Origin of the sequence: Natrarchaeobaculum aegyptiacum, assembly GCF_002156705.1 — an archaeon.
GTDB lineage: Archaea > Halobacteriota > Halobacteria > Halobacteriales > Natrialbaceae > Natrarchaeobaculum > Natrarchaeobaculum aegyptiacum.
Map to the genome: position 1 here is coordinate 2769401 of NZ_CP019893.1, position 21546 is coordinate 2790946.

Annotated in this window: 25 protein-coding genes and 1 pseudogene; 13 read left to right on the forward strand and 13 right to left on the reverse strand. The window is 64.3% G+C overall.

Annotated elements, in window-relative coordinates; genetic code table 11:
• Positions 1-198: 198 nt before the first annotated feature.
• Positions 199-1164 (reverse strand): tRNA 2-thiolation protein NcsA, encoded by a 966-nt coding sequence (gene ncsA / locus B1756_RS13495; protein ID WP_086889016.1) that lies wholly within the window; start codon positions 1162-1164, stop codon positions 199-201.
• Positions 1165-1301: 137 nt separating this feature from the next.
• On the opposite strand from ncsA, the gene B1756_RS13500 reads away from it, so the two are divergent.
• The gene (locus tag B1756_RS13500) at positions 1302-2096 is read left to right on the forward strand and encodes an enoyl-CoA hydratase/isomerase family protein (protein WP_086889017.1); all 795 of its coding nucleotides are present in this window, start codon (positions 1302-1304) and stop codon (positions 2094-2096) included.
• 29 nt (positions 2097-2125) lie between these two features.
• On the opposite strand, the gene B1756_RS13505 is transcribed toward B1756_RS13500, so the two are convergent.
• On the reverse strand, positions 2126-2845 hold the full coding sequence (locus B1756_RS13505; RefSeq protein ID WP_086889018.1) for an alpha/beta hydrolase: 720 nt from the start codon (positions 2843-2845) through the stop codon (positions 2126-2128).
• 136 nt (positions 2846-2981) lie between these two features.
• Here B1756_RS13505 and B1756_RS13510 point away from each other — a divergent pair, with 136 nt between their 5' ends.
• Together B1756_RS13510 and B1756_RS13515 are read left to right on the forward strand one after the other, a co-directional pair.
• Positions 2982-3455: a DUF4442 domain-containing protein gene (locus tag B1756_RS13510; RefSeq protein ID WP_086889019.1), complete on the forward strand. Its 474-nt coding sequence runs from the start codon at positions 2982-2984 to the stop codon at positions 3453-3455.
• A gap of 227 nt (positions 3456-3682) precedes the next feature.
• A complete protein-coding gene (locus B1756_RS13515) occupies positions 3683-4360 on the forward strand; it encodes a DUF7095 family protein (RefSeq protein WP_086889020.1) in 678 nt (225 codons plus the stop codon).
• 60 nt (positions 4361-4420) lie between these two features.
• Here B1756_RS13515 and B1756_RS13520 read toward each other — a convergent pair whose 3' ends face one another.
• From B1756_RS13520 to B1756_RS13535, 4 genes are all read right to left on the reverse strand, one after another.
• Entirely contained in the window at positions 4421-5218 is a 798-nt protein-coding gene (locus tag B1756_RS13520; protein WP_086889021.1) for a class I SAM-dependent methyltransferase, read from the reverse strand.
• 79 nt (positions 5219-5297) lie between these two features.
• Positions 5298-5753 (reverse strand): universal stress protein, encoded by a 456-nt coding sequence (locus B1756_RS13525; protein ID WP_086889022.1) that lies wholly within the window; start codon positions 5751-5753, stop codon positions 5298-5300.
• 2 nt (positions 5754-5755) lie between these two features.
• Complete coding sequence (locus tag B1756_RS13530; protein WP_086889023.1) at positions 5756-7408, reverse strand: sodium:solute symporter family transporter; 1653 nt, start codon at positions 7406-7408, stop codon at positions 5756-5758.
• Positions 7405-7824 carry a DUF4212 domain-containing protein gene (locus B1756_RS13535; protein ID WP_086889024.1) on the reverse strand — a complete coding sequence of 140 codons (420 nt, stop codon included), beginning with the start codon at positions 7822-7824 and terminating at the stop codon, positions 7405-7407. Before B1756_RS13535 ends, B1756_RS13530 begins: the two co-directional genes overlap by 4 nt.
• Before the next feature lie 430 nt (positions 7825-8254).
• Here B1756_RS13535 and B1756_RS20075 point away from each other — a divergent pair, with 430 nt between their 5' ends.
• A complete protein-coding gene (locus tag B1756_RS20075) occupies positions 8255-8377 on the forward strand; it encodes a hypothetical protein (protein ID WP_267128194.1) in 123 nt (40 codons plus the stop codon).
• A gap of 80 nt (positions 8378-8457) precedes the next feature.
• On the opposite strand, the gene B1756_RS13540 is transcribed toward B1756_RS20075, so the two are convergent.
• The 4 genes from B1756_RS13540 to B1756_RS13555 all read right to left on the reverse strand — a co-directional run bounded on the left by B1756_RS13540 (position 8458) and on the right by B1756_RS13555 (position 12019).
• A complete protein-coding gene (locus B1756_RS13540; protein WP_086889025.1) occupies positions 8458-8715 on the reverse strand; it encodes a hypothetical protein in 258 nt (85 codons plus the stop codon).
• Between the two features lie 205 nt (positions 8716-8920).
• A complete protein-coding gene (locus B1756_RS13545) occupies positions 8921-9790 on the reverse strand; it encodes a deoxyribonuclease IV (protein ID WP_086889026.1) in 870 nt (289 codons plus the stop codon).
• Between the two features lie 82 nt (positions 9791-9872).
• Positions 9873-10706 (reverse strand): lipoate--protein ligase family protein, encoded by an 834-nt coding sequence (locus B1756_RS13550; protein ID WP_086889027.1) that lies wholly within the window; start codon positions 10704-10706, stop codon positions 9873-9875.
• A gap of 113 nt (positions 10707-10819) precedes the next feature.
• The gene (locus B1756_RS13555; protein ID WP_086889028.1) at positions 10820-12019 is read right to left on the reverse strand and encodes a redox-regulated ATPase YchF; all 1200 of its coding nucleotides are present in this window, start codon (positions 12017-12019) and stop codon (positions 10820-10822) included.
• A gap of 165 nt (positions 12020-12184) precedes the next feature.
• Between B1756_RS13555 and B1756_RS13560 the strand changes: the two are divergent.
• The 4 genes and pseudogenes from B1756_RS13560 to B1756_RS13575 form a co-directional block, all read left to right on the forward strand.
• Positions 12185-13069, forward strand: a pseudogene (locus tag B1756_RS13560) (ABC transporter ATP-binding protein); the annotation flags it as partial.
• A gap of 179 nt (positions 13070-13248) precedes the next feature.
• On the forward strand, positions 13249-14037 hold the full coding sequence (locus B1756_RS13565) for an ABC transporter permease (protein WP_086889030.1): 789 nt from the start codon (positions 13249-13251) through the stop codon (positions 14035-14037).
• On the forward strand, positions 14037-14825 hold the full coding sequence (locus B1756_RS13570; RefSeq protein ID WP_086889031.1) for an ABC transporter permease subunit: 789 nt from the start codon (positions 14037-14039) through the stop codon (positions 14823-14825). Before B1756_RS13565 ends, B1756_RS13570 begins: the two co-directional genes overlap by 1 nt.
• Positions 14826-14909: 84 nt before the next feature.
• Positions 14910-16001, forward strand: coding sequence for a hypothetical protein (locus B1756_RS13575; protein WP_086889032.1), 1092 nt, complete (start codon positions 14910-14912; stop codon positions 15999-16001).
• 33 nt (positions 16002-16034) lie between these two features.
• Here the strand turns inward: B1756_RS13575 and B1756_RS19900 are convergent, their stop codons facing one another.
• Both B1756_RS19900 and B1756_RS13585 read right to left on the reverse strand, forming a co-directional pair.
• Positions 16035-16262: an FAD-dependent oxidoreductase gene (locus B1756_RS19900; protein ID WP_086889033.1), complete on the reverse strand. Its 228-nt coding sequence runs from the start codon at positions 16260-16262 to the stop codon at positions 16035-16037.
• A gap of 146 nt (positions 16263-16408) precedes the next feature.
• On the reverse strand, positions 16409-17551 hold the full coding sequence (locus tag B1756_RS13585; protein ID WP_086889034.1) for a thiolase family protein: 1143 nt from the start codon (positions 17549-17551) through the stop codon (positions 16409-16411).
• Between the two features lie 252 nt (positions 17552-17803).
• Between B1756_RS13585 and B1756_RS13590 the strand changes: the two genes are divergently transcribed.
• The 3 genes from B1756_RS13590 (at position 17804) to B1756_RS13600 (ending at position 19218) form a co-directional block, all read left to right on the forward strand.
• Positions 17804-18112, forward strand: a complete 309-nt coding sequence (locus B1756_RS13590) for a 50S ribosomal protein L21e (RefSeq protein ID WP_086889035.1) — start codon at positions 17804-17806, stop codon at positions 18110-18112.
• Position 18113: 1 nt separating this feature from the next.
• On the forward strand, positions 18114-18470 hold the full coding sequence (locus tag B1756_RS13595) for an RNA polymerase Rpb4 family protein (protein WP_086889036.1): 357 nt from the start codon (positions 18114-18116) through the stop codon (positions 18468-18470).
• Between the two features lie 160 nt (positions 18471-18630).
• On the forward strand, positions 18631-19218 hold the full coding sequence (locus B1756_RS13600) for a DUF655 domain-containing protein (protein ID WP_086889037.1): 588 nt from the start codon (positions 18631-18633) through the stop codon (positions 19216-19218).
• A gap of 100 nt (positions 19219-19318) precedes the next feature.
• Here B1756_RS13600 and B1756_RS20315 read toward each other — a convergent pair whose 3' ends face one another.
• Positions 19319-19558 (reverse strand): hypothetical protein, encoded by a 240-nt coding sequence (locus tag B1756_RS20315; RefSeq protein ID WP_086889038.1) that lies wholly within the window; start codon positions 19556-19558, stop codon positions 19319-19321.
• A gap of 132 nt (positions 19559-19690) precedes the next feature.
• On the opposite strand from B1756_RS20315, the gene B1756_RS13610 reads away from it, so the two are divergent.
• The gene (locus tag B1756_RS13610) at positions 19691-20587 is read left to right on the forward strand and encodes a 16S ribosomal RNA methyltransferase A (RefSeq protein WP_086889039.1); all 897 of its coding nucleotides are present in this window, start codon (positions 19691-19693) and stop codon (positions 20585-20587) included.
• 205 nt (positions 20588-20792) lie between these two features.
• Positions 20793-21431, forward strand: coding sequence for a nitrous oxide reductase accessory protein NosL (locus tag B1756_RS13615; RefSeq protein ID WP_228434373.1), 639 nt, complete (start codon positions 20793-20795; stop codon positions 21429-21431).
• Positions 21432-21546 lie beyond the last annotated feature (115 nt).

The window sequence follows — 21546 nt, forward strand, 5'->3', positions numbered from 1 at the left end:
TCGGACGTCGTTGGCCGATCCCGGTGGTGTCGGGCGTTCGACCACACGGTAGGAGTCTCGGTAATACCGGCTCGTTCGCCACGACCCGGTCGTAATACGTCAGGCTGTCGCCACACGGCCGATCTGACCGTCCTCGATTCGTGCGGTTATGCTGTCGGCGGACGTCTCCGGCGAGTCACCGATCGACGATAACGTTCCTCACGCGAGTGACTCGAGCAGCGAACACTTCCGACAGACCTCCCGCGTGGTCGTCGAGCCGCACTCGGCGCACTCGCGCAGGTCGGTGCTGTCCTCGCCGTCGCCGCCGTATCGATCTGCGGCGATACCCGCGAGTTCCTCGTAGCCCGAGAGGATCGAGTGACGGGTTCCGGGGTGGTTCTCCTCGAGTCGGTAGAGCAGTTGCTGGATCTCGCCGCGGTAGGCCTCGCTGGCGTGGGGGCACTCGGTGATGTGAGCGGGGAGGTCCTCGAGGTGGGCGTACAGCGCGACCTCTTTCTCCGGGACGTCTCGCAGGGGTTTCGCGCGCGGAACGAACGACTCCTGTTCGCTCCGTTCGGAGAGCGGGCCGAGGCTGGCGTCGAAGTGTTTGGCGACCTGTGCGACGTCGCCCTCGAGGAAGTTCATCAGCGCCGTCTGGGCCTCGTCGTCGAGATTGTGTCCGGTCAACAGGAGGTCGGCCTCGAGCTCGTCGGCGTGGCGCTCCAGCAGGTCGCGTCGGAAGACTCCACAGTAGGCACAGGCAGCCATGTTCTCGGGGTCGTCCTCGACGACGTCGTCCATCCGGATACCGAACTCCTCCTCGTAGCTGACGAGTTCGTGGCGGATCTCGAGGTCGGCGGCGAGTTCGACGCAGGCGTCGACGGATTCGTCACGGTAGCCCTCGATGCCCTCGTGGATCGTCAGTCCGACGAGTTCGATGCGGGGGTCCTCGGCGAACGTATCGTGGAGGATCTTGGTGAGGACGACGCTGTCTTTGCCACCCGAGAGGCCGATCACCCAGGTCAGTGGCTCTTCCGGCGTCGCCGCCCGCGAGACGAGGTCGTCGCGACGAACTCGGCGGCGAACCCGCTTTTCGACGGACTCGAGGAAGTGACTCTCACAGAGGTGGGCCCCCGAGTAGGCCGCGTGCATGATCGCGTCCCCGTCACAGCGGTTACACTCCATCGACGGACGGTTGTCGACGGTCGCCCATCACGGTTTCGCCTCCGTCTATCCGGTAACCGGACAACGCCGTTCGCCCCCGTGCTCGACCTACGATGCGAACCCGACGATATATCTGGCTCGCGATAATACACTGGCCAATGGTATCTCTTGACAATGTCGAGTACGCCGTCGACGACGGGGTAGCCAGCATCGCGCTCGACCGTCCCGAGACGCTCAACGCGCTCGATGCTGCACTCCTCGCGGAACTCGAGGAGGCGATCGAACGCGCCGAGCAGACCGACGAGGTCAGGGTCGTCGTACTGGGTGGAAACGGACGGGCGTTCTCCTCGGGGTACGACATCGGCGACGCCGAAGTCGACCGTTCGACAGACGAACGCATCCTCGACCAGCGAACCCACCTCGAGGCGATCTTCTCCGCTCGAGTCCCGGTCATCGCGGCGGTCGACGGTCCCGCGCTCGCTGGCGGATGTAACCTCGCGATCTGCTGTGATCTCACCGTCGCGACAGAGACGGCCGAGTTCGGCTATCCGGACATGCACTTCGGTGAACCACCGCCGAAGTTCGTCCTCCCGTTCGTCACGAACTCGCTGAAAGACGCCCGGGAACTGCTCTACACCGGGAAGATAGTCGACGCCACCACTGCCTCGGAGATGGGGCTTGTCAACCGGGTCGTCTCCGATGGCCAGTTGGACGCAGCCATCGACGAGGAAGTCGACCACATCAAGAAGACACCGGGTACAGCCGTCACGATCGCGAAGGACATGATTAACGGCGTCCAGGAATCACAGGGGTTCAGACGGTACGGCCGCGTCGACGAGTACGTCGGTGCGCTCACGATGGAGTCGTCGGCTGCACGGCAGTTCCGAGAGATCCGGGACGAAGAGGGGCTGCAGGCCGCCCTCGAGTGGGTTCACGAGAGTGACAAACCCTGATCGGCCCCACGTCAGCGACTGTTTCCGGTTCAGGCGGGGACCCTGGCTCGTTCCTCGACGACCACTGCGCCCTCCTCGAGCGACTCGAGTAGCAGGTCCACGTATCGATCGCGACCGGTAGAGGAGAACAGCTCGTGGCCGCCGTTATAGAGGACGACGTGTTCGGCGGGAACCCGTTCGCCGATGGGACGGTGATCGATCAACGGATCCCGAAGCGAGCAGAAGACGACGGCGTCGTGGTCGATCGTCAGCAGACGCTGCTGGGCGTCGCGGGTCTCGCGGACGAACGTCGGAGAGACCCACTGCGGCTGGGTCGCCAGTTGATGGGCGGTCGCTTTCTGTCCGACGACGGTCTCGTCCCAGTCGCCGACCGGCAAGCAGGGGAACGTGGTTGGAATCTTCGAGACGGCCTCGAGTGCCGGCTCGAAAAACCGGTCGCCGTATCCCCAGAACGGACTCAGGTAGACGTGATTCTCGGCGCCGTCGAGCGCCTGACCGACGAGTGCGCCCGCGCTGTGTCCCAGTAGCTGGTAGCCCTCGAGGTCGGGGACGTACTCGGCGACGGGCTCGAGCCAGTCGGCTCTGAAGTCGGCGATGTTGGTGGGGAGTTCGAAGGCGTGAACCCGATAGTCGGCCTCGGTCAGCCGTCCGATGAGCCAGCTGACGTTCTCGTGGGTCCAGCGGTTGCCCCAGCCCATGACGAAGACGAGGTCCTCGTCGCCGTCCTCGTTGAAGATCCGGTGTCGCATAGGTGACCGTTCACCGGGAACGAATAAAAAGCTGCACGTTTGACAGGATTTGCGCCGGGAGCTGCCAAGCGGTGAACGCACACCGACTCACCAGGTGTTTGTAAACACCTTTCGTCGGTCACGGCTGAATCCGGATATGCTCGAGGCAGTTCGGTCGCGGCTCTACCGGCTAGGTTTCAACCTCTTTCCGGCGTACCGGGGAACTGGCGGACGGGTGACCTACATCGCTCCCGACTGGAGCGAGGCCCGTGTCAAACTTCCCCACAGCTGGCGGACGCGAAACGGGCTGGGGACGACCTTCGGCGGGAGCATGTACGGCGCGGTCGATCCGTTCTACGTGGTGATGCTGAGCAAGCGCCTCGGCGACGCGTTCGTCGTCTGGGACAAGGAAGCCGAGATCCGGTTCAAGCGGCCTGGTCGTGATACCCTCTACGCTCGGTTTACAGTGACCGACGCGGAACTCGAGGCGATCCGGACCGAACTCGCGACAGACGGCGTCGATTCCGTGGACCGTCACTACACGGTCGACCTCGTCGACGAGGAGGGGACGGTTCACGCGACCGTCCGGAAGACGGTCTACGTGACGACTGATCGGTCGAAAGGGGCCTGACGGACCGCGTCGTTCGACGGACGGTCCGTACGCGACGGTGGCAATCGATCTGAGAATCCGTTTTCGACCGGAGTGACGGTTGTGGCCGTCCTCGTCGTGATCGTGGGTGCAAGAGCGATGGCCGGCAGTCCTCTCCATACACCAACTCTCGCGATATCAATTTGCCCGTCGCGGTGAGATCGCCAACCGAGAAACCGTTTTGCGACTCGAGCCCAGAGTTTCTCCCGATGAACGGCTTTCCGCGTGACGAGGCGGTCGACCGACTCGAACAACTCGTTGACACGGTCGAGAGCGAGCGCATGCCGGTTCCGATCCGGGAAGTATGGGCCGTCGGTGACGTCGCGCTCGGTCTGGACCCCGTCGACCGGCTGGACGTCTACCTGACGAAGGACATCCTGGTGCGCGACGACAGCGACTCGTCGGGTGACGACGGGGGCGGTCCACACCAGCAGTTCCGGGAGTCCCACGGCGTCGGCGGCGTCGGCAAGTCGGTCCGTGCTGACTGGGCCAAGGAGTATCCCGAGTACCTGCGAGCCAACGCGAACGGCCACGCGGCCCCCGAGAAGTGTCTGGCGGCCCACCTGCTCTCGGGCGACGAACCGATCCACCTCGAGGTGTGTAATGCCTCCTTCGAGGACAACGTCACCCAGCGGCTGCGTGGGGCGAAACTGCGCGAGGACTACACGCAGTTGCTCGATCCACGCGGGGTGTGCCTCTGGGTCGACGGTACCCGGAGCGACGAGGCCTTCCGCAAGTTGCGGGAGAGCGAACTGGCGCTGCCGACGCTCTCGAGCGCCCTCGAGATGCTGGGGCTCGAGGCAGAGCAAGCGACGGTCGCGGCCAGGAAGGTTCACGCCTGGCGCGAGGAGCAGGAGGGAGCGACGGTTCGCGGAGACGTGGTTTGAGTCCGTCTCGAGTGAGACGAAGTCCGGGTTGGCGCTGTAAGTGGTGGTGTGGAGTCGGAACTATGGGACACGAGCCACAGTCACGAAGAACGGAACGGTTTCTTCGCGCCTGTACGCGCGCGAAGCCATCTGGTCGATCACGTCACGACCCATTTTGCGCCACTCCCGGCGCAGGTCGTCGTAGCCACCTTCTGTCAACTCGCCGGCGAGCATCGTCTCCCGGTCGTCGGCCAGCCCCGTACCCAGCGCTTTCCGGCGGGCGGCCTCGAGTGCGGCGTCGCTGTAGGGGGGTTCGACCGTCCGGACGTGATCGTATCGGCGAGTCTCGAGAACCTCGAGTCCGGCCTCCTCGAACGCCTCGCGGGCGTCGGCTCCGAGTGCGACGTCGGTGTCGACGCCGTCGATGTAGGCCGACCGGGCACGTTTCTCGAGTCTGCCCTCCGCGTCGACGCTCGAGTCGACGTCGACGGCCGCGTTGTTGGGTTCGACGGCGGCGACGAGGTCGTTCGAGACGCGGGCGAATTCGACAGCGGCCGCGGCGGGTTCGGGCAGGTTGATCAGCAACGCCTGACAAACCACGAGGTCGACCGCGTCGTCGTGGAGGGGCAACTGGAACGCATCGCCCGCGACGACGGGGACCTGCTCGCGAGCGACCGACAGCAGGTCGGGGTCGGCGTCACAGCCGATCACCTCGCCGGCGCACTCCGCGTCGAGTACGCGACTCAACTCGCCGGTTCCACAGCCCACGTCGAGAACTCGCTCGCGCGAGTCGAGAGCCAGCGGCTCGAGGGCCGCCCGGGAGTCGGCCCACATCCCCTCACGGGTGCGCTCGAGGTAGGATTCGGAGAACGTCCGCACGCGCTTTCGTTACGGTTCAGCCCTAAAAACGGGGTCGATTCGATATCGACCGGGGCGATGGGGGGTGGCTTTCGCGACGCTACTGCCTGCGTGCGTCGACGATCATCACTGGGACGGTGACGTTTCTGACGGTACGTTCGGCGACGCTTCCCAGCAGCACTCGCTGGACGCCGCTCCGACCGGCCGACCCCATCACGACGGCGTCGACGCCTTCGGACTCGACGTAGCTGTGTATCTGTCGATGTGGCTGGCCGGTCTGGATGGCTTCGACGACCTCGAGTTCGTCTGGAGCGCGTTCGGAGACCGTCTCGACTGCCTCCGCCGCCCGGTTCTGAAGTTCGGTCATCTCGTCGAGGTGTCCTTCCTTGATGCGCTGGACCTGTTCTGTTCCGAGACTCAGGTCGATGGCGTCGATGTCGACGACGTAGAGTGCGTGGAGTCGTGCGTCGTGTCGTCTGGCGAGATCGACACCGTGGGTGATCGCGTTTTCAGCGACGGCGCTTCCGTCGGTCGGGATGAGGACGTCGTCGTACATGGTCAGTCGTCAGCGGGGGTTCCGCCGTCAGTTGCAACGTCCTCTGCTGACTGGAGTTTCTCCATCGGCTCTGGGGAGTGACACTGCCGGACGAGTCGCTTTACGTCCTCCGGGGGGTCGTCGGTGAACTGCGAGACGACGATGATCGTCACCATGACCGCAGGGACCCCGACGAGCGACGACGACGTCGCGGGAACGATGGTCGCAAACGTCGGGAAGATGGCCTCACCGGAGAGTGCCCCCACGTACTGGGGCAGGACCTCGTTGACGATCGAGCCAAAGCCGAAGAAGAGCCCGACCACCATACCGGCGATGGCCCCTTCGCGGGTGGCGTCTTCCCACCAGAGGCCGAGGAAGAACACCGGGAACAACACGGTACCGGCCAGCGCGAACGACATTCCGACGACCTCGGCGATCAGCGCGGGTGGGTTCAGAGCGAGGTAGGTGACGATCGCACCGAGCACGAGTATCGTCGATCGGCCGACGATCAGCTGCTCGCGCTGGGTCGCATCCTCCTTGTAGAGATTCGTGTAGATGTCGTGTGCAGCAGCCGACGACGCCGAAATGAACAGACCGGCGGTTGTCGCCAGTCCAGCCGCGATCGCACCCGCTGCGACGATGCCGACGAGCCACTCGGGCAAGTTTGCGAGGTAGGCCGTCAGCACGACGAGCGTGTCGGATTCGGTGCCGGTCATCTCGGTGTACTCACCGACGTTGTCCTGATACAGCAGGGAGCCGAATGCCGCGTAGGCCGCGGTTCCGAGGAACAGAAGCAGGGTGAAGAACAGTCCCCAGACGGTTGCCCAGCGGGCGTTGCGCTCGTTATCTGCGGTGTAAAAGCGCACGAGGACGTGTGGAAGCCCGCAGGTACCCGCGATCAGGCTGACACAGAGTGCGATCCAGTGGTAGTAGGTTGCGTTGGCGAACGGCTCGGTATACTGGCGTTCGATCTCGGCCATCGCGGTCGCCTGGTTTCCGTACTCGACGAACGGCAGGACGGTCGACCAGCCCTGCGTCCAGCCGGTCGCGTAGAGGCCGAGCAGGAACGCCGAGATGAGGATGACGTACTGCAACGCCATGTTCTTCGTCGCCCCCAGCATCCCCGAGAGGGCGACGTAGCCGATGGTGATGGCCATCAACAGGATAACGCCGACCTCGTAGGAGACGCCGAAGATGTACTGGGCCATCAGCCCGAGGCCGTTCCCCTGTGCGATGATGTAGACGAACGCGATCAACAGGGTCGTCGAGGCAGCGAGCGCCCGGCCCAGGTCAGAGTAGTAGCGATCACCGACGAAGTCGGGGGCCGTGTACTTCCCGAACCGACGGAACTGCGCGGCCAGGAAGATGAGCAGGATGAAGTATCCCGTCGTCCAGCCGACGACGTACGCCAGCCCGAAGTATCCGAGTAGCGCGACCGTCGACGCGACACCGAGGTAGGCGGCGACACTCATCCAGTTTGCCGCGATCGCCATCCCGTTTTCGACCGCGCCGATCGACCGGCCGGCGACCCACATCTCGTCGACCGCTGCCACACGGAAGAACCAGCCGACGCCCAGGAACACCGCCAGCATAGCGACGAGCGTCACCGCCGGAAAGAGCTTGAAACCGCCGTCGAAGAGGTCCGAAGCGACCTCGAGTGCGAACGGCTCGATCACGCTTGCTCACCGCCATCCGCGGCGACGGTTTGCCCGGTGTCTCCTTTGACGTCGGTCGAGTGGTCGACGCCGTATCTCGTGTCGAGCACGTCTCGACGCCAGGCGTACAGTGCCGAGAGGAGCAAGGCACCGATCGGAGAGCCCAGCGCTGTCAGGAAGTAGTGAAGCTGGAATCCGAGGACGTAGGTGTTTGTCATCACCTCGGGAGCGACCGCCGTTGCGGTAACGGGACCGAAGGTAAACACCACCCACACTGCGAATAGCCCCCAGATAACCTTGAGATGGTCCCGCATGAACGGCGTTGCGGGTTTGAACATGTGGATCTTCTCGTCGAGGTAGTCGACTTCGTTCGGTCCGCCGTCGGTTTCGATCCGGCCTGACTCGGTCGGTTGCTCGCCCGGTTTTTCATCGTCCATACTACCGACCACCCACCGGATCAGTGGCGACAGCTGAGCCGCCACAGACATTCTTCGCCAGCCGTGTGGCGGTCACGCTTGCCAACCCCCCACCAACAGTTATAAGATCAAGCATATCTACTCTACCGGAATCGCGCACGATTCGCATACAGACCACAGTAGATTTATCATGATAGATAAGCGCTCCTGTTTCCTATTATTCGTTACAAACCGATGGCATGCTCGGGGGTGATGTTAGCTGTTCACACGTATACTCGAAAATAGTAATTTTTCCACAATGACTCGTGGCAGTTACTATGTTTGAGACTCTCGCACAGACTCGAAAAATCACCATATATTTGACTGTTTTCAGCAGCACCACCGAAGCTATTCGACCACGTTCCGTCCCACCAGAAAATTGATAGCTGGTCTCGACGAACTGGTAACTGCTATGAAACGACTGGCGCTGTTCGTGACTGTACTCGTCATCGTCGCTGCGATCGTGACCTACGTGCTTGGATCCTCGAGTGACCCCGGGGAGTCCGTAGATCCGATCGAGGTCGGCGAGAACTAACCCACCGTAACTACCGTCTGAACTGGACCGGAGTATAGACAGATCGTTCACCCGCAAACGGGTCAGCTCGGTCACCCCTTTCAGTTCCGCAGTTCTCGCCCACCACGTTCGCTCCGAATCACGTCCGTGTTGCTGCTCGAGCGACGCTCGAGTCGACGTCGACGGCCCAGTTCGAGAACTCGCTCGCGCGAGTCGAGAGCCAGCGGCTCGAGGGCCGCCCGGGAGTCGGCCCACGCCCCCTCACGGGTGCGCTCGAGGGAAGATTCAGAGACCGTCCGGACGCTGAGCGCGTACGGGTCGGCCGTAACAACGGGTTCTGGCTCGTCCAGACAGTGCATTTGATATTGCGTTAATTGGTTTATCGGCCGTGGGCGGCTACACCTGACGACTCTCGGCGAACTAGTCGAAGCTCTGGTCACCGGTCGAAGTGATGGCTGCCCGCCGACGGCACCGCTGTCAACCGATCGAGTTTCGGCTCGAGAAGTCGTGGCTGGCCGGACTGAAACCGAAGAAAACCGAAAACGGACGACTTGAGTTTGCTCCCTACTCTTCGCGCAGTTCTTTGACCTTCTCGATGTTCCAGGCGAACCCGCGTCCGTCCTCGGTGGGGGTCTCGAGTGCGAACGGCAGGTCACGCAGGTCTGGGTGGTTGACGATCGCACGCATCCCGTCCTCGCCGATGTAGCCCTCGCCGATGTGGGCGTGTTCGTCCTTGTGGGTGCCGACGTCGTGTTTCGAGTCGTTGAGGTGGATGTACTCGAGGTACTCGAGGCTGACTTCCTCGTCGAAGCGCTCGACGGTCTCGTCGACGGCTTCGGGCGTCGTGAGGTCGTTGCCCGCGACGAGCGTGTGAGCGGTGTCGATACAGATGCCGATATCGGTCTCCGTGCGCTCGATGATCCCGGCGAGTTCCGAGAATTCGCCGCCGAGTTTGGTGCCGCTGCCGGCGTCGGATTCGATGAGCAACTGGACGCCCTCGGGAACGTCGAGGTCGTCGATCACGCCCGCGGCGTTGTCCAGTCCGCCTTCGACGCCAGCGCCGGTATGGGCCCCGAGGTGGGTGTTGACGTACGGGACGCCGAGTCGTTCGGCAGCGTCGAGTTCGGCCTGCAGCGACGAGATCGACTTCTCGCGCAGGTCTTCCTTCGGGGTACAGAGGTTGACGAGATAGGCCGAGTGAATCACCCACGGCCCTTCGAGCAGTTCGTCGGATTCCTCTCGGAAACCCGCTGCAGCCTCGTCACTAATTTCTGGTTCGGCCCAGACCTGCGGCGAGGTCGTGAAAATCTGCCCGCAGTTGCCGCCGAAGGCGAGCTGGCGATGAACTGCGTTGCGAACGTCGTCGTACGGCGGCGTCTCCTCGTCCGAAGAGACCCGCGAGCCGGAAATCGAAACGTGTGCGCCGACTTTCATGGCTTCCCGTCAGTACCGGGTCGTGATAGGTACTTCGGACCCGTCCGCTGGCCTGCCGCTTCGAGTCTCCTCTCGGAGGCGACTACTGCTCGCTCGCCTCGAGTACCTCGCGCTCGCGAATCCACGCGTCTGCTCCGTACTTGCGCTCGGCAAGGTCGCCCGCGGCCTCGAGTTCGGCTGCGTCCCAGTCGCCCTCGTCGGCGTCGCACCACTCCCCGAGCGCTTCGGCGAGCGTCTCGACTGCCTCCTCGCGATCGATCCCAGCCTGCTCGCGGATACTCGTCACCCGGTCGGTGAACGTCGCAGGCTCGAGGTCGGCGTCGAAGACCCCGACGTGGTGTCCGGGCTCGAGGTCGTAGCTGATCGAGCCGTGCTGGATCACGACGTCGCGCTGGCGGTACTGGGCGTTGCCGCTTACCTTCCCCGCATCGTCACCGCCCGCGGGCGCGACCACGTCGTGGGCCGGGTTGATGTCTCGAAGGTAGCAAGAGGGCTGGTGGATCGAAGGCTGTTCGCTGCCTGCGAAGTCGGCGTCGACGCCCATCCGCTGGAGTCCCTCGAGAATTGGCTCACAGAAGAGCGCGTAGCAGTCCATGAGGTCGCCGGGGACTTCGTCTGCGGGAGCGACGATCGTATAGGAAATGTCGGCGTGTCGGTCGTGGTAGATCCCACCGCCACCGGTCTGGCGACGGGTGACGTCGATCCCCTCGCGCTCGCAGTAGTCCCAGTCGACCGAATCGGCTTCCTGTCGGTAGCCCAGCGAGAGCGTGCTCGGTTCCCACGAGTAGACGCGGACGGTCCGGAGTCCGTCCTCGAGCGCCGTCGTCGCGGCGACCTCCTCGAGTGCCATCTGGGTTGGCCCGTCGCGAATGCCGTCCCTGATCAGTCGCCACTCCCGATCGGCGAGTTCGGTCATGTCCGATGAGTGATCGCCCAGCGGCAAAGCGGTTGCGTCCCGGATGGGACGTGGAGGGTTGGGAGAGCTGATCGGATGGGAAATTCCGGTCGAGACCCGAGAGTTGGTGGCGCTCAGTTGGTCGTGATGACCTCGATCACGTCGCGCGCCTCGACCTCGTAATCCTTGCCGAGTTGTCGGTTGCTCCGGCAGTCGATCGCGTGGAGGAACCCGTCGCCGATGTCCGAGTGGAGGCTGTAGGCGAAGTCTTCTGCGGTCGAATTCGGCGGGATCAGGTAGCAGTCGGGGAGTACCTCGCCGCGTTCGTTGCCCAGTCCGTTCGCACCGCCGGGGAAGACGGGGACGACGCCCAGCACGTCGAACAGCGCGGTCTCGAGAGCCGCCTGAACACCGGTCGCGCCGTATTCGCCGAGGAACTCTCGGATCTGTTCGAGTCCCTGTTCTTGCTCGTCGGAGACGTCGCCGACGATTTCGAAGTCGTCGTCGCCGGGGCGGTAGTCGACGACACCGGCCTTGTCCGCCGACTTGAGTGCCTTCTCTGCGTGAGCGCTGCAGGGGACGATCGTCAGATGCTCGTAGTCGGGATCGGTCGTGATCTCCTCGTAGTTTTCCTGGGCCTCGGGGGTGTCCATCTTGTTCGCCGCGATCACCATCGGCTTGGTTTCCTTGCGGATCTCCCGTGCCAGCTCGAGTCTGTCCTCGTCGTCCCACTCGGAAGGGTCGAAACCAACGTCGGTCCGGCGGATGAGGAGTTTGATCTCGTCTTCGTTCGTCTTGAACGCGCTCATCTGCTCGGCGAGTTCTTCCTCGATCTTGTCGTCCTCGGTCGTATAGCCCGACTCGTAGCGCTCGATGCCCTTCTCGAGGATGCCGAGGTACCACTGGTCGAGTTCTTCCTCCAGGAACGCGATGTCGTCTCGCGGGTCGTGCCCGTCGGTGGCCTCGCCCTCGAGGTCGGTTTTGCCGGAGAAGTCGACGACGTGGACGAGGACGTCGGTCTCGTTCAGGTCGGTCAGGAACTGGTTGCCAAGTCCCGCGCCCTCGTGAGCGCCGGGGATGAGGCCGGCGACGTCGACGAGTTTCGTCGGGACGAAGCGAGTGCCGTGGTCGCAGTAGCCCACGTTCGGGGTACACTCTTCGTCGAATTCGGGGGCTGCACATTCGACGCGGACGTAGGCCTCACCGACGCTCGGGTCGATGGTCGTGAACGGGTACGCGCCCTCGGGCACGTCGTTCATCGTCGCGGCGTTGAAGAACGAGGACTTGCCGACGGAGGGTTTGCCGACGAGTCCGATCCGGTAGCTCTTGCTCATTGCTTCTCGCAGGGCCGGCCCAACTAAACTGGTTTTGTTCCATCGACGCCGTGTCACGGGGATGCGTATCACGTCGATCGACCCTCCTCGAATTCGATGGCTACCGGGCTGTAACCCGGGGCTACTACCCATCGATTATACCCCCACCGCCGTCGTACCAGCCCCATGGCGACGATCGAACTCGCCGACCTCACGAAACGGTACGGCGACACCGTCGCGAACGACGAGGTCAGCTTCGCGGTCGACCGCGGCGAAATCTTCGGCTACCTCGGGCCCAACGGCGCGGGCAAGACCACCACGATTCGACTCCTGCTCGGCCTCATCAGACCCACGTCCGGAACCGCCAGCATTCTGGGTGCCGATATCCGTGATCGACGGGCGCTGACGCAGGCCAAGGCCAACCTCGGATACCTGCCCGACTCGCTCGGGTTCGACGAGCGACTGACCGGCAACCAGGCGCTCGATCACTTCGCGCGGATGCGCGGCGACGAGCGCCGCGAGGAACTCCTCGAGTTATTCCACCCGCCGCTCGATCGCCGGATCGAGGACTACTCTCACGGGAACAAGCGAATGCTGGGGATCGTTCAAGCGTTTATGCACGACCCGGATCTGGTCATCATGGACGAACCAACCTCCGGGCTCGACCCGCTCAAACAGGATCGCCTCTACGCCTTCCTCGAGGACGAGCGGGACGCTGGCACCACGATTTTCTTCTCGTCGCACATTCTGAGCGAAGTCCAGCGTATCTGCGACCGGGTCGGCATCATCCGCGAGGGCGAACTCGTCGCTCTCGAGGACGTAGCGTCCCTGCTCGACCGAAGCGGGAAGGAAGTCCGGGTGCACTTCGCGAGCCCGGTCGACGACGATCGGTTCGTCACGCCGGAGATGATCGACGTCGAGGTCGTCGACGCCAGCGTCCAGTTCACTTACACCGGCGAGATCAGGCCACTGCTCGAGCACCTCGTCCAGTTCGACGTCAACGACGTCCACATCGGGGATCCGCAACTCGAGACGATCTTCAAGCACTACTACGCGGGCGCGGCCGACGAAGAGGTGACTGGCGACGAGACTGGGATGACCGGCGACGACGCCACTGGAACGGGAGAACCAGCGGGTGGCACCACTCCTGCGAGCGGCGACGGCCACCGCAGCGGTGAGCAGTCGATGCCGGCCGACGGGGACGACCAGTCGATGCCGGCCGATACGGACGACTCCTCGAGTGATCCGTGATGGCCACGACCGCACTCTTGCGCCTCGAGTCCCGGGGATATTTCCGGAGTTCGCTCGTCCTCGTGGCGCTCTTTGCGATCGTCGGCGTCTTCCTGTTCGCCGCGTTCCCGGGGTTCGCAGACGAGGCCGAACTCATCGAGGAGGCGTTCCCGCCGTTTCTGGCCGGGCTACTCGGGTTCGAGGCGCTGCACACGATCGAGGGGTTCGTCTCGGGTTACGTCTACCCGTTGCTCTGGATCGTGTTCGCGGGGATCTACGTCGCCTACCTCAGCGCCGGGACGGTCGTGCGGGACGTTCGTGAGCGCCGGATGGACCTCACCCTCTCGTATCCCATCTCTCGGGAATCGGTGGTCCTCCAGAAGGTGGCGGCTCTCTGGGTCCCGCTCGTCGTGTTGAACGTGGGGCTGATCGCCGTCGTCTTCGCCGGCGTGACCGTCCTCGGGGAGTCGATCGATCCCGTCGCACTCGCGATGGTTCACCTGCTGTCGATCCCCTACCTGCTGGTCTGTGCCGGCATCGGCATCGTGCTCTCGGTGACCCTCGACCGGATCGAGACGGCGCAGGTGAGCGCACTCGGCCTCGTCTTCGTCCTCTGGCTGGTCGAAGGGCTCTCCGAGATGGACCCAGATTACGAGTGGCTCGGCGTCGTCGCCCCCAGCCGGTACTACGACCCGTCGGCCATTCTCGTCCACGGAGAGTACGCCTACGCCGACGCCGGGATCCTCCTGATCGCCTTCCTCGCTCTCCTCGCCGTCGCGATCGTGATCTTCACGCGGAGGGATCTCTGATGAGCGCGACGGCGATCCTCCGCCTCGAGTCCAGGAAGCGGGTTCGGGGTTCGGTCGCGCTCGTGGTCGCACTCGGCCTGCTCGCGGCGATGTACTTCTCGATCTTCCCCAGTTTCGAAGACGAGGTCGACGACGTGATGGAGGCGTTCCCGGAGTACTTCTTCGACATATTTGGCATCGAGGCGTTGCACACGATCGAGGGGTTCATCGCCGCCGAGATCTACTCGTTCTTCTGGATCGTCCTCGTCGGAATCTACTTCGCGTACATCGGGGCCGGGCTGATCGCGACCGACATCGACGAGCGACGGATGGACCTCACCCTCTCGTACCCGATCTCTCGCGAGTCGGTCATCCTCCAGAAGGTGGCAGCGCTCTGGGTCCCGCTGGTCGTGCTCAACGTCGCGGTTCCCGCCGTGGTCTACGTGGGTGCGCTCGCGATCGGCGAGTCGTTCGACCCCGTCGCGCTCGCGATGGTCCACCTGCTGTCGATCCCCTACCTGCTGGTCTGTGGCGCCATCGGCCTCCTCCTCTCGGTGGTCGCTCCACGAGTCCGGACGGCACGCGCGGCCGCGATCGTCCTCGTGTTCGTCCTGTGGTTGATCGACGGCGTCTCGCGGCTCGACGACGATTACGAGTGGATCGGCGTCGTCACCCCGAGCCGGTACTACGACGAAACGGCGATCCTCGTCCGCGAGGAGTACGCCTACGGCGACGCCGGAGTCCTCCTGATCGTCTTCCTCGTCTTGCTCGCCGTCGCCGTCCTGACGTTCTCCCGCCGGGACCTCTAGGCCGAGCAGTTTCTCGAGCACTGACCAGTCACTGGCGGCGACCAAAGGCCCGGGGTCTATCCAGACTGGCCGTGTGGAACGGGTATGCCACCGGATCGACGAACCGTACTCGAGGTCGCCGGCGGAACACTCTCGACAGCGACTCTTGCTAGCCTCGGATCGTCAATCGTCGCAGCACAGGACGACGAGCTCGAACAACCGGACGACGACGGGAACGACGGGGACGACGGAGACGACGGCCCCGATGACGGGGACAGCGACGACCCTGTCGACGAAGACGCCCTTCCCGACTACAGCCGCTGGCTCGTCCTCGAGGACGGCGCTCTCGAGTTCACCGCGATCGACTGGGACGCCGTCGGCGAGGACGTCCGGGCCGAACTCGAGGCGGCCGAGGGGGTCGAGGACGACCCGGACGTTCCGTCGGAGTACGAGGCCGACCCGATGGTCGTCCTCCCCTCGGAGGGGCTGTACTCGTCGTACCTCCTCGTCACCCTCTCGCTCGGTCAGTACGGGCTCGGGCGGCTGCTCGAGCCGGAGGCCTTCGAGACGACGGTCGAGGACCTCGTGGTAGTCAACGACGTGACCGTCGCCGCCGGCGAGGTCGACGCCGACGAGATCGACGGTCAGCTCACCGCCGACCCCGACAACGGCTTCGCCACGCAGTTCGAGCAGACCGACGAGATCGACGGTGCCGACGTCTACGCGCCGGTCGAGACCGAGGACGTTCCGGAGCAGGTCGCGATCGCCGTCGACGACGAGACCATCGTGATCGCCGACCGCGAGGCAGACGACGACCCGGTCGCGACGCTCGAGACGGTCCTCGAGGCTGAAGCCGGCGATGGTGACCGTGCGGCCGACGAGGCCGACGTCGCGTGGCTACTCGAGGCCGCCGGCGACGGGGACGCGGTCGTCGGTGCCTACGGTGAGCCGACCACGGGTGACGACGGACTCGTCGGCCCCGAGTTCGAGGCGCTGGCCGACGCCGAGGGAATCGTCGTCTCGACCACTCCCGAGGACGAGGAGGCCGCCACCGGCACCCTCGCGGCCATCCTCCCGGACCCCGACGAGGACCCACTCCTGGACAGCCTCGGTATCTCGGCCGACGAACGCTCGTTCTCGCTCGAAGACGGCAACGTGACGGTCTCGGCGCGGTGGGAAGAACTCGAGGAGCTGTAGCTCTCGTTGCTGACGATCGACGTAAATCGCCGGTCAGCGCTCTCGACGCTCGCGGTCGGCGAGGATCGTCGCCGCGACTCGCTCCCCGGAGCTAACTGCCCCCTCCATGAAACCGGACCACTCGAGTGCCGTCTCAGAGCCAGCCCCGAGGACGACCACCTCGAGGGCGGTGTCGGACAACTCCCTCGCCGCCGTGAGTCCGGCGAGTCCCGCACCGACGACGCCGACGTCGTAGCGCTCGATCGTTCGAGAATCCGGCATATCCGGTCACTGACCCACCGCGAAAATAGCGTTTGGTGTTGCGATTCCCGGATCTGGTCGGGTCGAGCCCTGTCTGGCCAGCGTACGCTCTCGCTGACCGTCGCTCACGTCGTTCGCGAAGAGACCAAAAGTCCTCGGTCAGGAAGCTACGGCAAGGAGAACTCGATCGCCGCACCCTGGCCGAAGCCGACACACTCGGTCGCGATCCCGCGCTCGACGCCGCGGCGGTTCATCTCGTGGACCAGCGTCACCGGCAGGCGCGCACCCGAACAGCCAAGCGGGTGTCCGATCGCGATTGCGCCACCGTTGACGTTCAACTGATCGTCCGGAATTCCGAGTTCACGCTGGGAGTAGATCGTCTGGCTCGCGAACGCCTCGTTGATCTCGAAGAGGCCGTAGTCGTCGATCGTCCGGCCTGCGCGCTCGAGCAGGCCCTCGGTGGCCGGGACCGGCCCGACGCCCATGATCGTCGGATCGACGCCCGCGACGTAGCTGGTGCCGACCTCCGCGAGGATCTCGAGTCCGTTTTCCTCTGCGTAGGCGCGGCTCGTCAGCAGGACGCCGGCGGCACCGTCGGCGATCTGGGAGGCGTTGCCCGCGGTGACGGTTCCGCCCTCCTTGAACACGGGTGGGAGGTCGGCGAGTTTCTCGGCGGTCGTCCCCGGCCGGATGCCCTCGTCCTCGTCGTGCACGCCGTCGTCAGTCTCGAGAGGGACGATCTCGTCGTCGAAGCGGCCTTCCTCCGTGGCTTCGACCGCCCGTTGCTGGCTGCGCGCGCCGTACTCGTCTTGCTCCTCGCGGCTGACGTCGTACTCTTCGGCGACCTTCTCGGCGGTCATCCCCATCATCAGGTTGCGCATGCCGTACTCCTCGTCGAGTTTCGGGTGCATCTCGCCGCTTTCGGCGGCACCCATCTTCACCCGGCTCATGCTCTCGACGCCGCCTGCAAAGACGACCTGCTGGCGACCAGCGGCGATCGAGTCGGCGGCACCGATAATCGCCTGCGCGGAGGAAGCACACTGGCGATCGACCGTCGTCGCGGGCACGCTCTCGCCGAGTTCCGAGAAGAGGGCAATCTGACGGGCAATGTTCGTTCGCTGTTCGCCTCGCTGCTGGGCACAGCCCCACATCAGGTCGTCGACGTCGTCGGGATCGACACCCGTCTCCTCGAGCATGGCGTTTACCAGCGGAATCGAGAGGTCTTCGCTCCGGATATCAGCGAGTGCGCCGTCCTCGCGTCCCTGTGCGGTTCGTACTGCGCTCACGATGACCGGTGTCGTGTCGGACATGAACGATCATTACCTACCGTCTATCAAATAGGTACGTACTCCGGAAACATGGCACAGGCTCCCTCGTCCTTTCGCAACTGCTCGAGGGCCCGAAACTGGACGATTTGCCTCGAGCCGTGGTGGACCGCCGATTCCGTCCACGAACGACTCCCGTCGGCCATCGGTCGACTGTGGGGCGTGTGCACGCACTGGTGGGGCCTGCCCGAATACGTGTGTTTTATAACCGTCACCGGCCAACGGCGTCGTACGACTATGCCGAACTCTAACGGCCCACGTCAGGGAACCCGGAACAAACTCGCGAACAAGCCTCGAGAGCGCGGTACGTCCCCGCCACAGCGCGCGATTCAGGAGTACGAGGAGGGCGAGACCGTCCACCTCAAGATCGACCCGAGCGTGCAGGACGGTCGCTTCCACCCGCGTTTCGACGGCCTCACCGGCGAAGTCGTCGGCAAGCAAGGGAAGGCCTTCAAGGTCCGCATCAACGACGGCGGCAAGGAGAAGACGGTAATCGTCACTGCCGCCCACCTGCGCGCACAGGACCGATCCGAAGACCGCGTCTAGCATGACGATCTTCAAGGAGATCGTCGACGAGGAGTACCTCACCGTCTCGGAGGCGAAAGAGCTCCTCGCCGACATCGAGGCCGAACGCGCACTGGACGAAGAGCGCGAACTGCGCTACGAACTCGCCCGTGCGATCGAGCACGTCAATCGATTCGCCGTCCTCGATCCCGAGGACGCGCAGGCGCTCGCCAACGACCTGCAGGAACTCGAGAAGGTCGACGAGCCGACGGCCTACAAGATCGCGAACCTCCTGCCGCGCAACCGGGACGAACTCCGCTCGGTGTTCGCCCAGCAGCGATACTCGCTGTCCGGGGACGAACTCGACGAGATCCTCAACCTCGTTGCCCAGTACGCCTGACGACGGGTTCTCCCGACGCTCGCGTCTCCGTGGTTCTCACAGACTGACGGTCGGACTCGATCAGCGAGCCGCCGCGGTCGCGACACGAAAACGGAACCGTGTTTGGGCGTTCTGACTCCGAGCCGACTCTTTAAGTACGACGTAGTCGTATCTTCGAACAATGAGTGATACGGATGGCGACGACGCGAGCGTCCGCCGTGCAGTCGTACTGGATTACCTCGCCCACGGACTCTCCGACGACGCCCGCCCGCAATACGAGAAGTCCCCCGCAGGCTACGCGCTCGACGTCGAGGATTTCACGCTCTACGAGGTCGCCTTCGACGAGGACGAGCGTCTGACCATCGGCAGCGAAGTGGTCGTCTCACCACCCGGGGAACGCGACGTCGTCCTCGAGTCCCAGGAGGTCGAGTACGAGGACCTCTCCTCGGGTGCCCAGTCGGAACTCGAGTACGTCGTGGCGGACCTCGTCGAGGAGTACGAAGAGCGCTTCGTCGACTTCTACAACGAGGCTCAGCCGATCACTCTCCGGCTCCACCAGCTCAACCTCCTGCCGGGGATCGGCACCAAGCTTCGCGACGGCATCCTCGACGAGCGCAAGCGGGCCCCCTTCGAGAGTTTCGACGAACTGTCCGAACGCGTCTCCGGCCTCCACGACCCCGACGAGATCATCGTCGAGCGCATCCTCGAGGAACTGCGCGACGACGACCTCAAGTACCACACGTTCGTCGGCCGGCACGGCGACCAGTAGTCTTCCCGACCGCCCCGGTCCCGTCGGTCTGCTGCGGTGCTGTCCGTTCCAGCCACGTCGTTTTCCCACCTCGACTGGCCTCGCTCTCCAAACGGTCTGGTCACCAGTCGTACCAGACCGTCAGCGGATGCGATCGCACACAGCGAACCTGTATTCGACGGATTCGCGATGTCGTCCTCGGCCGGTCACTACCGTCGAGGAACTCGGTCTCGAGAGCGACGACGGTAGCCGAGTACGGGAGTCCGGCCGGGACCGTGCTGGCGCAGATCGGACACGAGAGCGTCGTCGGTCCACCGTCTGTCCCTCGGTCTGCCGGCTCGTCGCGAGTGGGACGTTCCATACCCGGTGAGGGGACGACAGGGTAAAAGGCAGCCACACTAACAGTGACAAATCGAACCTGCTGGGACGGCCCGGGGCGCTCGAGGACACGCGAGGCGGTGCGTTTACACCGCCCCCGCCCGAACGGCGGCCAATGAGAGATCCCGACGCGCTGATCGCCCGGGCGGGTGTCCGTGGTGACCCCGACCGCGACCAGCACTTTCTCGTCGACGACCGCGTTCTCGATCGCCTCCCGACCTACCTCGAGAGCGAGGCGCCACGCGCCTCGGACGACGTGAGCGGGGAGTCCCCGCGAGCCGAGGAACTCGACGCCGACACCACGCACCTCCTCGAGATCGGCGGCGGAACGGGTGCGCTGACCGATCGGTTGCTCGCCGTCGCAGACGAAGTCACGGTGATCGAACGCGACCCGACGCTGGCGGCGTTCCTCGAGCGAGAGTTCAGCGCGGAAATCGATGCGGGCAGGCTGACGGTGATCGAGGGGGATGCCCTCGAAGTCGAGTTGCCGGACTTTACCGCGTCGGTCTCGAACCTGCCCTACGGCGTCTCGAGTGAGATCGCGTTTCGGCTCTTCCCCGAGGGAAAACCACTCGTGTTGATGTTCCAGCAGGAGTTCGCCGAGCGGATGGTCGCCGAGCCGGGAACCGGCGAGTATGGACGGTTGTCGGTCTCGAGCCAGCACTACGCCGACGTGGAACTGGTCGAGTCGATCCCGAAGGAAGCCTTCTCGCCACCGCCGGCGGTCCAGAGTGCGGTGATCCGTGCCGTCCCTCGAGACCCGGACTACGAGGTCGACGACGAGGCTTTGTTCTTGCGGTTCGTGAAGGCGCTTTTCACCCAGCGTCGCAAGACCATCCGGAACGCGATCCGGAACACGGCCCACATCTCGGGACTCGAGACGCCCGACGCGGTGGTCGAGGCGGCCGACGAGGAGCTCCTGAGCGCACGAGCGGGTGCGCTCTCACCTGCGGACTTCGCGGCGCTCTCCCAGCTCGCCCTCGAGGTGGGCGGGCCGGATCTCGAGGAGTGAAACTGGGGCTACAACGCTCTGTAGGGTAGTTTTCCCAGTAGAACAGGTTGCAGGGAGAGACTACCACCGGAGTTTCGAGGTGAGTATACCCGAGTGACCGCAGCGACCGAGGGTTGGAACGTCGAATCCTCGATTCGAGAACCGTGCCAGATCATACAAGGTAATCCTGGCTCTAGCAAATAGTATGGCACCACGCCGTGATCAAGTGGATAGACGGTGGTTACTGGGAACGATCGGAACCGGCGCAACGCTCGCTGTCGCTGGCTGTCTCGACGGAAACGGTGAGGAGGTCGCGGAACCGGACGACCCTGAGCCGGAACCTGACGACGACGGTGGCGACCCGGAGGCCGGGGACGACGTGGAAGAACTTTCCCTCGACGAGCCAGCCGACTTCCCGACGGACGATGACGAGGGCGAGTGCGCGGTCTGTAACATGCACTCGGTGGATTACCCGGACTGGAACGCCCAGGTCGTCCACGAGGACGGCCACCGCGAGTACTTCTGTTCGAAGGGCTGTCTAGTCGCGTACTACTACGCGCCGACAGCGTTCAGCGGCGAGGACGCCGACGAGGAGATCGTGGGTGTGTGGGCGACGAGTTTCGAGAGTGGCGAACTCATCGACGCCACGGAGGGATACTTCGTCTACGAACAGGACCGTGACCGCCACGACTACCCGATGCCGAGAGGAAGCCCACCCGCGTTCGAAAGCCGAGAGGAGGCCATCGCCTACGTCGAGGAGTACGACGAACTCTCGGAAGATGACCTGTTTACTCTCGAGGACGTCGACGAAGAGATCGCGATGTTCTACCGGGAGCCGGTGCTCGAGGACGCACTCGAGAGCTGATACTGGCCCCTCTTTTGTGGCCGCCATCGAGACGGTCAGGACGGTGCTACCAACCTCGACCAGCCGCGTTTTCGACCGGTATCGATCGACGAATACTCAACGCTGGGTGAGTGAC

What these genes read in the sequence shown, in the direction of transcription:
- B1756_RS13585 (WP_086889034.1), bottom strand. Translation starts at nt 17,551, where the DNA reads ATGTCCGACACGACACCGGTCATCGTGAGCGCAGTACGAACCGCACAG.
- B1756_RS13565 (WP_086889030.1), top strand. Translation starts at nt 13,249, where the DNA reads ATGGCCACGACCGCACTCTTGCGCCTCGAGTCCCGGGGATATTTCCGG.
- B1756_RS13600 (WP_086889037.1), top strand. Translation starts at nt 18,631, where the DNA reads ATGAGTGATACGGATGGCGACGACGCGAGCGTCCGCCGTGCAGTCGTA.
- B1756_RS13535 (WP_086889024.1), bottom strand. Translation starts at nt 7,824, where the DNA reads ATGGACGATGAAAAACCGGGCGAGCAACCGACCGAGTCAGGCCGGATC.
- B1756_RS20315 (WP_086889038.1), bottom strand. Translation starts at nt 19,558, where the DNA reads ATGGAACGTCCCACTCGCGACGAGCCGGCAGACCGAGGGACAGACGGT.
- B1756_RS13505 (WP_086889018.1), bottom strand. Translation starts at nt 2,845, where the DNA reads ATGCGACACCGGATCTTCAACGAGGACGGCGACGAGGACCTCGTCTTC.
- ncsA (WP_086889016.1), bottom strand. Translation starts at nt 1,164, where the DNA reads ATGGAGTGTAACCGCTGTGACGGGGACGCGATCATGCACGCGGCCTAC.
- B1756_RS13555 (WP_086889028.1), bottom strand. Translation starts at nt 12,019, where the DNA reads ATGAGCAAGAGCTACCGGATCGGACTCGTCGGCAAACCCTCCGTCGGC.
- B1756_RS13510 (WP_086889019.1), top strand. Translation starts at nt 2,982, where the DNA reads ATGCTCGAGGCAGTTCGGTCGCGGCTCTACCGGCTAGGTTTCAACCTC.
- B1756_RS13525 (WP_086889022.1), bottom strand. Translation starts at nt 5,753, where the DNA reads ATGTACGACGACGTCCTCATCCCGACCGACGGAAGCGCCGTCGCTGAA.
- B1756_RS13500 (WP_086889017.1), top strand. Translation starts at nt 1,302, where the DNA reads ATGGTATCTCTTGACAATGTCGAGTACGCCGTCGACGACGGGGTAGCC.
- B1756_RS13540 (WP_086889025.1), bottom strand. Translation starts at nt 8,715, where the DNA reads ATGCACTGTCTGGACGAGCCAGAACCCGTTGTTACGGCCGACCCGTAC.
- B1756_RS20075 (WP_267128194.1), top strand. Translation starts at nt 8,255, where the DNA reads ATGAAACGACTGGCGCTGTTCGTGACTGTACTCGTCATCGTCGCTGCG.
- B1756_RS13590 (WP_086889035.1), top strand. Translation starts at nt 17,804, where the DNA reads ATGCCGAACTCTAACGGCCCACGTCAGGGAACCCGGAACAAACTCGCG.
- B1756_RS13595 (WP_086889036.1), top strand. Translation starts at nt 18,114, where the DNA reads ATGACGATCTTCAAGGAGATCGTCGACGAGGAGTACCTCACCGTCTCG.
- B1756_RS13545 (WP_086889026.1), bottom strand. Translation starts at nt 9,790, where the DNA reads ATGAAAGTCGGCGCACACGTTTCGATTTCCGGCTCGCGGGTCTCTTCG.
- B1756_RS13610 (WP_086889039.1), top strand. Translation starts at nt 19,691, where the DNA reads ATGAGAGATCCCGACGCGCTGATCGCCCGGGCGGGTGTCCGTGGTGAC.
- B1756_RS13575 (WP_086889032.1), top strand. Translation starts at nt 14,910, where the DNA reads ATGCCACCGGATCGACGAACCGTACTCGAGGTCGCCGGCGGAACACTC.
- B1756_RS13550 (WP_086889027.1), bottom strand. Translation starts at nt 10,706, where the DNA reads ATGACCGAACTCGCCGATCGGGAGTGGCGACTGATCAGGGACGGCATT.
- B1756_RS19900 (WP_086889033.1), bottom strand. Translation starts at nt 16,262, where the DNA reads ATGCCGGATTCTCGAACGATCGAGCGCTACGACGTCGGCGTCGTCGGT.
- B1756_RS13570 (WP_086889031.1), top strand. Translation starts at nt 14,037, where the DNA reads ATGAGCGCGACGGCGATCCTCCGCCTCGAGTCCAGGAAGCGGGTTCGG.
- B1756_RS13515 (WP_086889020.1), top strand. Translation starts at nt 3,683, where the DNA reads ATGAACGGCTTTCCGCGTGACGAGGCGGTCGACCGACTCGAACAACTC.